The sequence below is a fragment of the Serratia sp. 121840015-1 genome (assembly GCF_053627655.1).
Genome location: NZ_JBSEYF010000001.1, coordinates 1,221,180 through 1,235,643 on the forward strand (window position 1 = coordinate 1,221,180; position 14,464 = coordinate 1,235,643).

Sequence of the window (14,464 nt, forward strand, 5' to 3'; positions counted from 1 at the left end):
ATTAAATCATGACCGACACCACCGAAATTCAGGCAACTGAAGGCCAAACCCTGTCCAGCACTCAGCAGGCGGCACCTGTTGAAGGCCAGCTGATCGATAATGCCAACGGCAGCGAAGGCCAGGAGAGCGGCTTCGATATTGTCCTGAACGACGATGAGACCAAACCTAAGCAGGATCCAGCGACAAACGCCCATTTCGCCGCCAAACGCATCGAGCGCAAGCGTCAACGCGAGCTTGAGCAGCAGATGGAAGCGGTGAGCCGTGGCGAACTGCCGGATAACCTGCGCGTGGCGCCTGAGCTGCCGGCGCAGCCGGATATCAACCAATATCTGTCCGACGACGGCCTTGCCAAATACGATTACGACCAGAGCCGAGCGCTTGCCGCCTTCAACGCCGCTAATACCGAGTGGCTGATGAAAGCGCAGGACGCCCGCAGTAATGCAGTAGCCGAACAGGGCAAGAAAACTCAGGCGTTCACGCAGCAGTCAGCCGTTTATGTGGATGCAGCCCGTAAACATTACGACGCGGCCGAAAAACTCAACCTGCCGGATTATCAGGCGAAAGAGGACGCTTTCCGCTCGATGCTCGCTCCGGGCATCGATGCGGAGATCATGGCGTTGTTCCCCGAAAAATCCGCAGCGATTTTCTACCACCTGGGCGCAAACCCAGAGAAGGCGCGCGACATCCTGAGCCTGCCGCAAACGCAGGCCATCATCGAGCTGACTCGCCTGTCAGATCGTTTAACTCTCAAACCACGCGGTAAGCAAATCTCCGGCGCGCCGGCGGTTGACGAGCCTGTGCAGGGCCAGGCCGCTGCTGCTAACCGAGATTCGCTCCAGAAACAAATGGAAGCTGCCGCCAACAAAGGCGACACCGCGACTTACCGCATGCTCAAACAAAAGCTTAAGGAACTCAAATAATGGCTCTTAACGAAGGTCAAATGATCACCTATGCGGTAGACGAGATTGTCGAAACCGTAGAAAACCTGACGCCAATGGCGCAAAAGACCAACAAATACGCCCCTGCGGCGCCATCTATGCAGCGCTCCGGCAACACCTTCTGGCTGCCAGTTGAGCAGGAAGCACCGACCCAAAGCGGTTGGGACCTGACCGACAAAGCCACTGGCGTACTGGAATTGTCCGTGAAGTGCAACATGGGCGACCCGGACAACGACTTTTTCCAACTGCGTGCCGACGATCTGCGTGATGAACGCTCTTATCGCCGCCGCATCCAGGCATCAGCCAAAAAGCTGGCGAACAACGTCGAAAAGGCGATTGCGCAGCAGGCAGTTGATATGGGCTCGCTGGTTGTCACCAACCCGCAACCGATCGGCACTGCAACCGGTAGTGGCTGGGATTTCGTCGCGGATGCAGAAGAGATCATGTTTGCTCGTGAACTCAATCGCGATGCGGGTCTGTCCTACTTCTTCAACCCCGGCGACTACAAGCGTGCAGGTCATGACCTGATCAACCGCGATATTTTCGGCCGCATCCCTGAAGATGCCTATAAAAATGGCAGCATTCAGCGGCAAGTAGCTGGTTTCGATGACGTGTTGCGCTCTCCTAAACTGCCAACCCTGGCGGCATCTACGGCGACCGGGTTGACCGTATCCGGAGCGCAGAAGTTCAAACCAGAAGCGTGGCGCCTGGATGCCGACGGCAACAAGGAAAACGTCGATAACCGCGTAGCTACCGTCACTTTGAGCGCAGGCACTGGCTTGAAGCGCGGTGACAAGATCAGCTTTGCTGGCGTTAAGTATTTGTCGCAGATGGCGAAAAACGTGCTTACTCACGACGCCACTTTCACAGTGGTTGCGGTGAACGGCGCCAACGTGACAATTGCGCCTAAGCCAATTGCGCTGGACGATACCGCGTTGACCCCTGAAGAACGCGCCTATGCGAATGTCAACACCTCGCTGGCCAATACTATGGCGGTGAACATCCTGAACGTGAAAACCGCGGAAACGAACGTGTTCTGGGCAGATGATTCCATTCGCCTGGTATCACAACCGATCCCGGCTAACCACGAACTGTTCGCGGGCATGAAAACCCAGTCGTTCGCCATCCCTGGCGTCGGCCTGAACGGGATCTTCGCGACGCAGGGTGATATTTCGACCTTAACCGGCAAGTGCCGTATCGCGCTGTGGTATGCCGCGTGCGCGGTACGACCGGAAGCGATCGGCGTCGGCCTGGCCAACCAGACCGCTTAACCAACTGAAAAGGGGCTTCGGCCCCTTTTTCTTTGTTGAGGATTGACCATGTCCCAGATGATCTACAAACGCGGCGGTGACACGCTGGTGTGGGGTTTAAAAGCCCACGTAAAAGTGATCGAGGCCGACGAACTGGAAGCCCACCTGGCGGAAGGCTGGCTGGATCACCCGTCAAAACTTTTTGAGCCAGAGCCAGAGCCAGAGCCAGAGCCAGAGCCAGAGCCAGAGCCAGAGCCAGAGCCAGAGCCAGAGCCAGAGCCAGAGCCAGAGCCAGAGCCGGCTAAGAAGCAGCGTAAAGGTAAAAACCCGTCTGAAGACGCAGACGAATTCGTTTAATCACTGGTAGGCGGTGACCATGAACCTGACCACAAAAGGCGATCTGGTGCTCGCCGCGCTGCGAAAAATCGGCATCGCCTCCAACGCCACGCTGACCGACGTCGAACCGCAATCTGTTGAAGATGGCGTGAACGACCTCGAAATGATGATGGCCGAGTGGCGCGAGGATCCGGCGGTGGGTATTGATATCGGCTATCAGTTTGCTGCCGACGGCGAACCGGCGATGGATGGCGACGATCATGGACTGAAAACCGCGCATCTCAGCGCGGTGTATCACAACCTGGCGCTGCGCATCGCGCCCGATTATGAGATCGAGCCACTGGCGAAAGTAGTGACAACCGCGCGCTACGGCAAAGAGCTACTTGTCAAGTCCTCTGCGCTGAAGCGTGCGAAAAAAGTCTATCGCGAAGCCGGCTACCCCAACCGAATGCCTATCGGCTCCGGTAACCGGATCCCGACCTACAACGGCCACCACTATTTCCATCGCAAAGGAGACGACGATGCCGACTCTTCCACTGGCTAAAGGTCTCGGTAAGGACTACCACAACGCCGATTATGTTGACCTGCTGCCGGTAAATATGCTGGCGACGCCGAAAGAAGTGCTGAATGCCGCCGGTTATCTTCGCTCATTCCCTGGAGTGGCGAAAAAAGCAGACGTGGCGGGCATCTCACGCGGGGTGCAGTTCAATAAGGCTGAAAATATCGTGTATCGCGTTGCGGGCGGCAAGCTGTACAAAGGCGCTGGTGAGCGCGGCGAGGTTCCTGGCAATGCGCGCGTCAGCATGGCCCACAGCGCGACCAGCCAAGCGGTGGCCGCTAACGGAACGATGACGCTGTATCGCTACGACGGAACGAACAAGACCCTGCAAAATTGGCCCGCGCAAATCGGCGACGTAACTTACGCCCAATATGATATCGGCAGCGTACGCGATATTTGCCGCGCACGCGGTCGCTACGTTTGGGTGAAAGACGGGACGCAGACTTTCGGAGTTACCGATCTCGAGGACGAATCGCACCCCGACCGGTTCCGTCCGTTCTACAGCGCCGAGAGTCAACCCGACGGCATTCTCGGCTGCGGTATCTGGCGCGATTTCGTCGTAATGTTCGGTAGCAGCACCATTGAATATTTCTCGCTTACGGGCGCCACTGACACTGCGTCTGCAATCTACGTTGCGCAGCCATCACTGATGGTGCAGAAGGGGATCGCCGGCACGCACTGCAAGACCGAATTTGCGGATTCTTTCGCGTTTATCAGCCACCAGTCAACGGGGGCGCCGTCGATTTATCTTATCAACAGCGGGCAGCCTACGACGATCGCGACAGCCACTGTGGAGAAAGTGCTGCGCAGCTATACGGCTGAAGAACTGGCAACCGGCGTGCTTGAAACTGTTCGCTTTGACGGCCACGAGCTGCTTATCGTCCATCTACCGCGGCACGTGTTGTGCTACGACGTGACCGCCAGCCAGAACGGCGCGCAGTGGTGCATCCTCAAAACAGGACTGTTCGACGATGTGCATCGCGCGATCGACTACGTGTTCGAGGGCAACCAGATCACCACCGGAGACAAGCTGGAGCCGGTTGTCGGCGCTCTGCAGTTCGATTCTTCGGCGCAGTACGACAAACAGACCGAACACCTACTGTTCACCCCCATGTTCAAAGCCAACAACGCCCGCGTATTCGACTTCGAACTCGAAGCGGCGACAGGCGTTTCGCAATACGCAGAGCGGTTGTTTATTTCCTCAACCGCCGACGGCTCTAACTACGGCCGGGAACAGATGATCGGTGCCAATGCGCCGTTTGCCTATGACAAACGCGTACTGTGGCGCCGAATGGGACGGGTGCGAAAGAACATAGGCTTTAAAGTGCGCGTGATCACCCGCTCACCGGTAACCCTGAGCGACTGCTCGGTGAGGATTGAATAGTGGCTGATGACAATCTCACAAAACCCGTCACGGTACAGATGACGCGAATCGATGCAACGCTGCTACCACCTATCTTCTCGCAGCCTTATCGGCTGTATGTCGTTCAGCAAGGCACCGATCTGGGCAACGTCGCCGGGAAAGCGAACGAAGCCGGGCAGGGCGCATGGGACGCACAGATCAAAAACGACGAGCAGGATCTGGTGCTGGCGAATCATGAGACGCGCATCACTGCGGCCGAAGTAAAACTCGTTGACCACGAAATACGGTTGAATGCGGCCGAAGCCAAACTTGTCAACCACGAGGAGCGCATCACTTCAGCCGAAGCGGCTCTCGTGAACCACGAAGGGCGGATAACGACTCTCGAGGGGGATGTCGATTATCTGCTGGACGAAGTGGCTGCCCAAGGTAGCCGGCTGGATACCGCTGAAAGCAACATCAATACTCTGGAAACCAACTCGGTATCGAAGGCTGTTTCAACGAGCCAGTCGGTGCAGGCTACCGGCGGTTCGTTCCTCGTGGGCAACGTCGCAACACCTACCACGGATAAATTGCAGGTTGGCGGCAACGTTAACATCAGCGGGTCGTTCAAAGTGGCGGGGTTGCCAGTACTTGGCGCGCGCCAAACCGGCTGGACTGCCGCAACCGGTACGGCGAACAGAGGGGCGTTTAATGCTGACCAGTCGTTTACCGTCGGCGCCACTTATTCGCAAGCTGAAGTTCAGGCCTTGGCCGACGCGTTTAAAGCTGCGTGCCAGCGTATTAAAGCGCTGGAGGATATGGCGCGCACTCACGGGATGATTAACTGATGGAAATTAAATTAATCGATAACCCGGTGCGGTTGCAGGCGTTTCTGAACGACCAGGCGAACACCGGCAACATTGTCGACGATGGCGATCACTACTTCATCAAGCCCGATGCGGTCTACCTCGGCATTTATGAGGGGGTGATGCTGGTCGGGGTGCACGAGGTGCGCACGTTCTGGCAAAGCGTTGTCGAGTGCCACGCCATCTACGACCCAGGTTTTCGCGGTAAGTATGCGCTGGACGGCCACCGGCTTTTCTGCCGCTGGCTCCTGGCAAATTCGCCATTCACGAACAGCATCACAATGGTGCCGGACTCAACAAAATACGGTCGAGCGATCATCCGCCTGCTGGGTGCCACACGCGTGGGGCACCTGAAAGACGCCTATTTCAGTGAAGGGCGGCCAGTTGGCGTCACGCTGTATCAGCTCACTCGTTCGCAGTATGAGGACATGCAAAAATGCTAATTTTCCAGCTCATGAACAAAGTCCGTGATCGCGCAGTGTACTGCAAAGGCGGCGATAACGGCGCCGGCGCGGCGGCCGATGCTAATCGGGAGGCTACTGCGCTGCAGCGCGAAATGTGGCAAACGAACATGCAGAACCTCGCGCCATTCACGCCGCTGGCGCAGCAGTATGTCGGCCAACTGCAAAATCTCTCATCGCTGGGCGGCCAGCAGCAAGCGCTGAACGAATACTACAACTCCGGCCAGTTCAAAGACCTGTCGAATCAGGCCCGCTACCAGCAATTGGCGTCCGCTGAAGCAACAGGTGGCTTGGGTTCCACTGCCACTGGAAACGGGCTGGCTTCGATTGCCCCTATGCTGGGGCAGAACTGGCTCACAGGCCAGATGAACAACTACCAGAACCTTGCCAATATCGGCCTCGGAGCGCTACAGGGGCAGGCCAACGCAGGCCAATCCTACGCGAACAACACCGGGCAGCTGCTCCAGCAGCAAGCGGCGCTGTCGGCTGCCAATGCTAACCGGCCGTCAGGCTTCCAGAACGCCCTCGGTGGCGGCTTGGCCGGCGCGTCGGCGGGCATGGCAATTGGTGGACCGTGGGGCGCTGCGATCGGCGGCGGTATAGGCGCATTGGGTTCACTGTTTTAAGGGGCGATCATGGCAACGTGGCAACAAGGTAATGCCGGCGGCTTGCTGGCCGGTATCGGAACAAATAATGCTAACGCACCGCAGGCCAGCGATGCAAACACCGCGCTGAGTCTGATCCGCGATAACAACGACCGTGAGCGAGCTGGGGAGAACAATCTCGGCGTGCAATTGGCGGGCGCCGCTGGCTCTTTGGCTAACACCTGGAAGCAGACAGACCTGCAACAGCGCCAGAAGGCGTTCCAGCAGGATTATGCCAATGCGTATGCGTCTGGGGATCGTGGCGCGATGCGTGGGCTGGTCGCAAAATACCCCGAACAGTTCGAGGCCGTTCGCAACGGTATGGGCTTCGTCGATGAAGATCAGCGTAATACCGTCGGCAGTCTGGCGGCGTCAGCGCGGCTGGCGTCGCAAAGCCCCGAAGCAATGGGGCAGTGGCTGCAGAAAAACGCCAGTGATCTGACGCGCGTCGGCGTTAACCCTTCCGATGTGGCGCAGATGTACCAACAAAACCCGGCGGCATTCGGACAGTTTGTGGACCATTTGGGGATCGCTTCGCTCGGCCCGGATAAATATTATGATGTTCAGGCGAACAATGCCAAATTGCAGCAGACAGGCCAGATCGCACAGGCAAACCTGAATCTGGGGCAGCAGCGCCTGCAGCAGCAGGCCGCCTATCAGCAGGGGCAGCTAAACCAAGGCCAACAGCAGTTGAACCTTACCGCCCAGAAGAACCAGGCGGATAATGCCAACAAGCAGCTGGAACTGAGTCTGAAAGCGGGCGAGAACAGCGCGAAATCCCAGGCTACACAGCAGGCGGCCGTGCAGAAAATGCAGGACTACGTCGGCGCACATCAAAGCAACGCTAACAACGTGGCCAGCATGTACGACACGGTCAACCAAGTGAAAAGCATAAAGCCCGAGGTGTTCGACCGTGTGTTCGGATTCGGCGGCACAGTCAACTCGCGGATCCCCGGCACGGAGTCAGCCGACGCGTGGTCTAAAATCGAGCAGATGCAGGGGCAGGCGCGTTTGATGGGTGTTATTGGGATGAAAGGCACCGGCCCGGTTTCGGACTCCGAAGGCCAGGCGGCCGCCCGGGCATTTCTGGCCATCAATCAAAACATGTCGCCTAATGCGGCGCGCGGCGCGATCGATAACTGGCAAAAGGTGCTCCAGCGCCAGACAGCATATCTGCAGAAGCAGCAGCCAATGATCGACACGTACCAGCAGAAAATCGATACGTTCAACGCTGGGCAGACTGGTAGCACCGCTGCGGCGCCGCGCGCGGGGCAGACTGAGGGCGGTTATACGTTCATCGGCGGTGACCCGAGTAATCCTAACAGCTGGAGAAAGAACTAATGGCAGGCCCTTGGGAGAAATATCAAAGCACGCCGGCGGACACTTCGCCTTCTGAAGGGCCGTGGACCAAATACCAGCAACCGCAGGCCGAACAGTCGCCACCGCAAACCGGTGGCGATATTGTTTCTGCAGCTGAGCAGCGTTTCGGGCTCCCTGCAGGACTGCTCAGTGCAGTGATCAGCAAGGAGAGCAGCGGCAACTCGAAGGCTATCAGTCCGAAAGGTGCCATCGGCTTGGGGCAGGTGATGCCTGATACGGCGCGCGGTATGGGCTACGACCCTGAAGAGCTAAAACGCAACCCGGCGCTGCAGGTTGAGGCCGCCGGCCGGTATCTGAAACAAATGCTTGATGCGCACGGCAACGTCACCGACGCTCTGGCCGCCTATAACTGGGGCCCCGGCAATGTACAGAAATTTATGCGTGGTGAGAAAACGCAAATTCCAGCAGAGACGGTTAACTACGTCACAGATCCCCGTTTCGCGCAGTGGACGCAGCCAGCCGCGCAGCCGGGCGGTGAAGGGGAGCTGGCCCAGCTATCACAGCAGGCGGCGCAACCGTGGGTACAGGCGGCGCCAGAGCCGACTTTTGCAGAGAACCTTGAGCAGGCCGGACGAGGCTTGGCGCAAAGCGCTGTGAACGTCGCCAATATCCCTGGACAGGTGGTTAACACTGCACTCGGCGCCGCAGGCGTACCGGCAGAAGACCAGGTTATGCAGTTGCGACTGCCGGAAAGCATGCGGCCGACAGACCCTTACGCGCAGTTGGGGGCGGAGATCGGCCCGTATCTGATCCCTGGCCTTGGCGCTGAACGTACTGCTGCGGCGCTGGCTTCTACGGCTAGCGCTGGACGTGCAGAACGGGTAGCGACGCAAGCGGCGAACATGCTGGCGGAAAACCTCCCTGGTGCGATTGCGCAGTCCGCGCAGAATAACGACCTGTCGGGCAACCTCGCTACCGGACTGGCTGGCAGCGTGATCGGGCGCGGATTGTTGGCCGCCGGTGGGCGCGCTGCGGGTGCTATTCGCAACGCTGCGCAGCGTGAAGGTGCTGCGGGGGTAACCGCCACGGCAACGCCAGAACAGGCCGTATCTGCGCCCCCAGGAGCACAGGCATCCGTAATGCCAACCGAGCAAGGTGTGCAGGATGTGGCCGCGCGTGTTGGCGCTGCCACGGATAGAGAGACTGCGCCGCGGATGGCAGACGCTGCGCGCGATGTCGCTCCGCGGCAAGATGTTATCGACGCCGCCAAGCAGTTAGGGCTGAGCGAGGACGATTTGCTGCTGTCGCACGTATCCGGCAATCAGGCCTATCGCGATTTCGAACAGGCGCTGAAGTCCGTTCCTGGTTCGCAGTTGGCGGCGCAGGAAAACCTGGCGCTCACCAAGATCGCTAAACAGGCCACGGATCTTACGGACGCCGCCGGCGCGCTGCCGGATAAAGCTGCGATGAATGATAAGTTTTTGTCTTCGTTCCAGCGCGGCATTGCCACTGTTCAGAACAAATCTGACCAGCTCTATAACCAGATCTCCGCCGCTATCCCCAAGGGGCAGACCGTCGAAGCCAACAACATCATTCGCTATCTTGACGGCAAAGCGGACGAATTGGGCGGTGCTGAGCATCTATCAACGATGGAAAAGCGGGTCTATAACTCCGTTGCTCCTGTTGGCACCGAAGCTACTGCGCCGACTTATGCGCGGTTGGACAACATCCGCAAGCAGATTGGACAGGCGATCGGTAAGAACTCGGGACCATTCCGCGACGAAGAGACGGGGGCGCTGAAACAGCTTTACGCGAACCTGACAGCGGATCAGGAACAGGCGGTCGTCGCTGCAGGCATGGGTGACAAATGGCAGGCTGCCAAGAAGCTGATCGGGGTTCGCACCACGATGGAAGACGCGCTAACCGGACTGCTCGGCAAAGAACTGCGCGGCGATATCGGCACAAAAGCAGCGTTGGCGATCCGAAATCTGTCAAAGGGTGACGCGAAAGGCTTTCGGGCGCTACAGCAGGATATTCCTTCGCCACGTATCCGGCGGGAGGTTGTGGCCACATCGTTACGTGATGCTTTCAGCCAGGGCAGCCGCAAGGAGAACGAGTTCCATCTGCCGGGGTTTGTTGACTGGTATCAGGGGATGAAGTCTTCCGGCACGCTGCCGATGGTGGAGCGCGAACTTGGAGCGCGAACTGCCAATCAACTACGGAATCTTTTCACCGTATCGCAGGCAGTGCGCCAGGCTCGAGAGAGCAGTATCCAAACCGGGCGCCTGAACGCTTTCATCAAGCAATTTGATGCGGAAGGCGGCACGCTGGACAAAATTTACCGCCACGGCAAAGGCGCGTTAGCCACTACGGTGCTGGGCCACATTCCTGTTGTCGGTCCGACGCTGAGCTACGGCGCCGTAGCCGGTATGGCGGCCAAGGAGGCCGCTCGCCCGGCGCGTAGCGTTGCTGCGGATCGTCTGTTGGCATCGCCTGAATTTAGGTCGGTTGTGAAACAGGCAAAGGGCGCCAAGCTGCCAGAAAAAGGACAGCAGGTAATCAACCGTAAAATGGAAGCGCGCATCGCTAAATCTCCGGCGTGGAAATCGTTCTACCGAACGCTGACGCGTGAGGAGAAACAGGCGATCGCGAGAGTGGGTATTATCGGCTGGCTTTCAGGAGAGGCCGACGGCAAAGAATATTAACCACCGGCCAGGGACGGCTAATAACTCTGACAGTTTGTTTGATTGCCATAGGTTCGGCAATTGGTAGTCACACTGTTATTTTTGAGCTGAACTGGGGGAATATACGCAGGCTGCCTGGCTTTTTGCTCGATAGCCTGCATGGTATTAACTGCCTGGTAATTAAGTAGTGCCTGCTGAAATGCCTGACTTTGAGCTATCTGCTGAGCGCGTTCGCTATTTTGCATCTGAATATAGAGACTTTGCAGCTGTACTCTTGCTTGCGCATCACTGATTTGACCTTGGTCTACCCCCTGGCCAAGCATTTTAGCCGCCAATACGTATAGCTTCGGGGTCGGCTCAGACACCATTCTTGAATCGCTTTTTATACTTGAATCAAGGCAGTTCGCCATATCGGTGAGCTTCGGGTATCGCTGTTCGCAACTGGCTTGGTAGTCACTAACTTTTGCACAGCCGACAAGTAAAATTGGCAGAAAAACCAAGAGTTTTTTCATCCCAGAGTCCTTACATTTTATTTTTTGTCAGAATACATCGCGGTTAACGTTTCGACCACAACCTTTTTGAACTGCTCGGCGTGTTCGTGCGCCAGGCGTTCGGCGTCGTCGCGAAAGCCGGTTATTTTCGGTGGTTGCGCCAGCGCTTCTTCGATTATCAGCGTGATCTCTGCGTTGAGCGACCGGCCGTTCATTTTGGCGCGCTGCTTAATTTTGCCGTGGGTTTCTTTTGGCAACCGTAAATGAAACTGCGTCTCTAACTCTTCCATAGTCGTGCCTCACCGGTGGGCGGATCGGCATGATATGGCGAACTATATAGATCAACAATAGTACCAGAATGGTACTTAAACAAACCACAACACTACCGCAAGCCGCGCCTTGTGGGGATTTCGCACGCCTGGAGAAAAATAAATGGCTGACACCATTACCCCGAATGTCGTTGTTTCGATGCCGTCACAACTTTTTACGCTCGCGCGCTCATTCAAGGCGGCGGCGAACGGCCGGATCTACATCGGTAAAATCGACACCGATCCGACAATTCCTGAGAACCAGATCCAGGTCTATCTCGAAAACGAGGATGGCTCGTTAGTTCCGATGGTGCAGCCAATCATCATCAACACTGGCGGATATCCGGTTTATAGCGGCCAGATCGCCAAGTTTGTGACTGTCCAGGGCCATTCAATGGCCGTCTATGACGCATTCGGCGCGCAGCAGTTCTATTTCTCCAATGTGCTGAAATACGATCCAGACCAGTTCGCTATCCGGCTTAAAGAACCGTATGGTGCTGGCTATATTAGCAACGTATACAATCACTACGACACCACATCAGAGATAAAATCCATTCAGGTCTCTGCTCTGACTAATGCAATTCACACACGCAAATACCAGGCATCATCTACAGCGCTGAGTGAAAACGTATTGCTGCGAGACGCGGCAGAGGATAGCGTAGCCAAAGCGGGGACTGACTGGAAAACAAACGGCGTGATTAACGGAAAGGCTCTGGTGTTTGATAACAAAGGCAAGGCTTTTCGGTTAATGCCGACATATGGTTATGTGACGATTGAAGGACTTGGCGGCGGAGAGGGTACAGACGATGCATTCTTGATGGACATCGCGCAGCAGGTTTCCTCAGCCCCTGTGCGCGTCGTACCTAATAAAACCTACATGTTCAGCCGACCTGTTAAACACTCTGCCGGGTGCGGTTGGATCGGGAGAAATACGACGTTTATCGGCCCCTCTACCGGTAACAGAGTTCCTTTCATATCGTCAATTAAGACTTCAACCGGTGCGAATAACGACACTGTAAACGGCACATCAGGAGTTAACAATGTCAGGGTCGAGGGGATCATAATTGATACTAATTACCTTGATGCCACAGGTGCCCTAGGATTTAGCTTCGCAGAAAATACCCTGGACAACTGGACTGATTGCATTTTTGAGAATGTTACTTTCAAAAACAGCAAATTCGATAACCTTGCGCTACAGAATAACTGCGCTCGCGTTTACTTCCATCGATGCATCTTTGAGCATGCGGGTGAAGACGCAGTCACGCTGAGAAAAACGTGTGAAAACATTGGATTCTTTGAGTCAGTTGTCAGCAACACGGCTCAAGTTGCTAAAAGCGGCGTTTCATTCGGTGACGGCATTGTTGTTAAAGCTAAATTTGTAATCATCGATGGGTGCCGATTTATTAATGTTGGCAATCATATTAAGGGCGCTGGCATTGCAAACAATGCTGAAGATGTAGACAACGTATTCCAGGCAAGCTATGGAACATTCGTTAATAACAGGTTTGAGCGGTGTTATGGTGGTGTCGGTATCGGAACCATGAACCAAGATTTTATCAATGCTGGGCAGCTGATTGAAGGGATTACGTTAGACAATAATACCTATGTAGGTACTGATGCCAATGCTGTCGGTATTCGCTATGTTAGAGATTTAAACCACGGGAAATGTAAAATTATTGGCCAGAATTTGGCAGGTTACTACGCAGTAGAATTAATTAACGTTATCAACCTGAACGGAGAATTTGACGTAAGGACGGCCAGCGGGGGTGCCGCACTTATAAATAACTGCAATGGGCGGGCGACTATTACTGCATTTGATGTGAGCAAAGGGGAAAACTTAAATTCTCTGACAATTACAACATGCGACAAACTTCGTGTTGACGCGAAAATTGACACTTCTGCACGAAATGGCCTTGCAGTAACTACGTTCTCAAACGGCAGAATTGATTTTTCTGCAAACAATATTTTGCTTCAGGGGGCATCGTTTACCGGGTTGTCTCGTTCGCGTGTTAAATGCGAGGTAACACAGTGCGGGAATAATGGTGTAACTGTGGTATCTGCAAACGACTGTCCCGAAATCGACCTGGGGACGTACGATTGCGGTACAGCCACGAACGACACCTATGCGTCTCTGCGCTTGATGGCGGGCAGTCGAAACAGGGTCCGCCTGGTATCCTCTTCCGGGCAAACCAATAAGCCGAAATACGATCTTATCGTTGAGGGTAGCGTTGCAGGCACTTCGCTCTACTACATCGTGAGCGCTGGCGTAACTGCTAAAACACTCATCTCACCGAGTGCATCAGTGACTAAGATTGAAGCAATTGAGTAGCTTTCTTTCCAGTACGATCAGAATCATAGCGCCGGTAGATAGATCGGCGCTTCCCTCTATCTCCAACCCATGATTATACTGTATATGTATACAGTAATTGTTGTGAGATAGAACACCATGGGAATGATGCCAAAATTTGCCAGCCCGGCAGCAGACTACGTTGAGCGCCGCTTGAGCCTTGACGAGATCTGCATCTCAAAACCGAGCGCTACATATCTGCTGCGTGCCGCCGGTCAGGCGCTGGCGGTCGGTATTCATGCCGACGCTTTGCTCGTTGTCGATTCGTCCGCGACGCCTGTGCACGGTAGCATTATCGTAGTCGCCGAGGAGGGTGTGCATGTTCTGCGCCGCCTGCGCCTCTATCCGTACCGCGCGCTTGAATTTCTCGATGGGTCTGGCCGTGAAACTGAACTCGGCAACGAGGATTCGGAAGAAGGAGTTCAGGTTTTCGGCGTGGTGATGTACTGCGTGAACGACATGCGGTCGTGTGAATGGGACGATCTACCTGTTATTTAAGGTAAAACACGCTTTTATAAAGTGTACATAAAAGCGTGTTAATTTTTAATTTTCAATGGCAATTTGGTTTTATATTATTGTTTTTGTTGTATTTAATTAAACTCTAAAATACCTGCTTGAACGGCTTCACCGTCACGTCGGCATAGACGCCGGCGGCGATATAGGGATCCTGCTGCGCCCAGGCCTGGGCTTGCGCCAGCGACTCGAATTCGGCGATCACCGTCGAACCGGTAAAGCCGGCGGCGCCGGGATCGTTGCTGTCGATGGCCGGGTTAGGGCCGGCGACCACCAGGCGGCCGGCGTCGCGCAGCGCCTGCAGGCGCGCCAGGTGTGCCGGGCGCACCGCCAGACGGTTTTCCAGCGAGTTGGGGACGTCTTGCGCGTAGATCAGATAAAGCATGTTTCACCTTTAAAATCATG

Annotated in this window: 15 protein-coding genes; 12 read left to right on the forward strand and 3 right to left on the reverse strand. The window is 55.7% G+C overall.

Annotated features, from left to right (window positions below; all coding sequences use genetic code 11):
- Positions 1-8: 8 nt before the first annotated feature.
- From ACUXAC_RS05935 to ACUXAC_RS05980, 10 genes are read left to right on the forward strand one after another with little or no spacing between them, the layout of a single operon-like run.
- A complete protein-coding gene (locus tag ACUXAC_RS05935) occupies positions 9-920 on the forward strand; it encodes a scaffolding protein (RefSeq protein ID WP_454266560.1) in 912 nt (303 codons plus the stop codon).
- Positions 920-2,209, forward strand: coding sequence for a P22 phage major capsid protein family protein (locus ACUXAC_RS05940; protein ID WP_454266561.1), 1,290 nt, complete (start codon positions 920-922; stop codon positions 2,207-2,209). Before ACUXAC_RS05935 ends, ACUXAC_RS05940 begins: the two co-directional genes overlap by 1 nt.
- A 48-nt stretch (positions 2,210-2,257) precedes the next feature.
- On the forward strand, positions 2,258-2,545 hold the full coding sequence (locus tag ACUXAC_RS05945) for a hypothetical protein (RefSeq protein ID WP_454266562.1): 288 nt from the start codon (positions 2,258-2,260) through the stop codon (positions 2,543-2,545).
- Between the two features lie 19 nt (positions 2,546-2,564).
- Complete coding sequence (locus ACUXAC_RS05950) at positions 2,565-3,068, forward strand: packaged DNA stabilization gp4 family protein (RefSeq protein ID WP_454266563.1); 504 nt, start codon at positions 2,565-2,567, stop codon at positions 3,066-3,068.
- Positions 3,046-4,467 (forward strand): packaged DNA stabilization protein, encoded by a 1,422-nt coding sequence (locus ACUXAC_RS05955; protein ID WP_421115006.1) that lies wholly within the window; start codon positions 3,046-3,048, stop codon positions 4,465-4,467. The genes ACUXAC_RS05950 and ACUXAC_RS05955 overlap by 23 nt, the downstream gene beginning before the upstream one ends.
- Positions 4,467-5,273: a phage tail protein gene (locus tag ACUXAC_RS05960; RefSeq protein WP_421115007.1), complete on the forward strand. Its 807-nt coding sequence runs from the start codon at positions 4,467-4,469 to the stop codon at positions 5,271-5,273. The genes ACUXAC_RS05955 and ACUXAC_RS05960 overlap by 1 nt, the downstream gene beginning before the upstream one ends.
- Entirely contained in the window at positions 5,273-5,734 is a 462-nt protein-coding gene (locus tag ACUXAC_RS05965) for a DUF2824 family protein (RefSeq protein ID WP_049232926.1), read from the forward strand. Before ACUXAC_RS05960 ends, ACUXAC_RS05965 begins: the two co-directional genes overlap by 1 nt.
- Positions 5,728-6,378, forward strand: a complete 651-nt coding sequence (locus ACUXAC_RS05970; protein WP_421115008.1) for a DNA transfer protein — start codon at positions 5,728-5,730, stop codon at positions 6,376-6,378. Before ACUXAC_RS05965 ends, ACUXAC_RS05970 begins: the two co-directional genes overlap by 7 nt.
- A 9-nt stretch (positions 6,379-6,387) precedes the next feature.
- The gene (locus tag ACUXAC_RS05975) at positions 6,388-7,737 is read left to right on the forward strand and encodes a phage DNA ejection protein (protein ID WP_421115009.1); all 1,350 of its coding nucleotides are present in this window, start codon (positions 6,388-6,390) and stop codon (positions 7,735-7,737) included.
- Positions 7,737-10,421 (forward strand): lytic transglycosylase domain-containing protein, encoded by a 2,685-nt coding sequence (locus tag ACUXAC_RS05980; RefSeq protein WP_454266564.1) that lies wholly within the window; start codon positions 7,737-7,739, stop codon positions 10,419-10,421. The genes ACUXAC_RS05975 and ACUXAC_RS05980 overlap by 1 nt, the downstream gene beginning before the upstream one ends.
- A gap of 17 nt (positions 10,422-10,438) precedes the next feature.
- Here the strand turns inward: ACUXAC_RS05980 and ACUXAC_RS05985 are convergent, their stop codons facing one another.
- Together ACUXAC_RS05985 and ACUXAC_RS05990 are read right to left on the reverse strand one after the other, a co-directional pair.
- A complete protein-coding gene (locus ACUXAC_RS05985; RefSeq protein WP_374930241.1) occupies positions 10,439-10,912 on the reverse strand; it encodes a hypothetical protein in 474 nt (157 codons plus the stop codon).
- A gap of 17 nt (positions 10,913-10,929) precedes the next feature.
- Positions 10,930-11,181 (reverse strand): Arc family DNA-binding protein, encoded by a 252-nt coding sequence (locus ACUXAC_RS05990; RefSeq protein ID WP_454266565.1) that lies wholly within the window; start codon positions 11,179-11,181, stop codon positions 10,930-10,932.
- Positions 11,182-11,323: 142 nt separating this feature from the next.
- Here ACUXAC_RS05990 and ACUXAC_RS05995 point away from each other — a divergent pair, with 142 nt between their 5' ends.
- Together ACUXAC_RS05995 and ACUXAC_RS06000 are read left to right on the forward strand one after the other, a co-directional pair.
- On the forward strand, positions 11,324-13,528 hold the full coding sequence (locus ACUXAC_RS05995; protein WP_454266566.1) for a phage head-binding domain-containing protein: 2,205 nt from the start codon (positions 11,324-11,326) through the stop codon (positions 13,526-13,528).
- Positions 13,529-13,651: 123 nt separating this feature from the next.
- Entirely contained in the window at positions 13,652-14,044 is a 393-nt protein-coding gene (locus ACUXAC_RS06000; RefSeq protein WP_261126568.1) for a HumD family translesion DNA polymerase, read from the forward strand.
- A 103-nt stretch (positions 14,045-14,147) separates the two neighbouring features.
- On the opposite strand, the gene ACUXAC_RS06005 is transcribed toward ACUXAC_RS06000, so the two are convergent.
- Positions 14,148-14,444, reverse strand: coding sequence for a YciI family protein (locus tag ACUXAC_RS06005; protein ID WP_033634770.1), 297 nt, complete (start codon positions 14,442-14,444; stop codon positions 14,148-14,150).
- Positions 14,445-14,464: the final 20 nt, after the last annotated feature.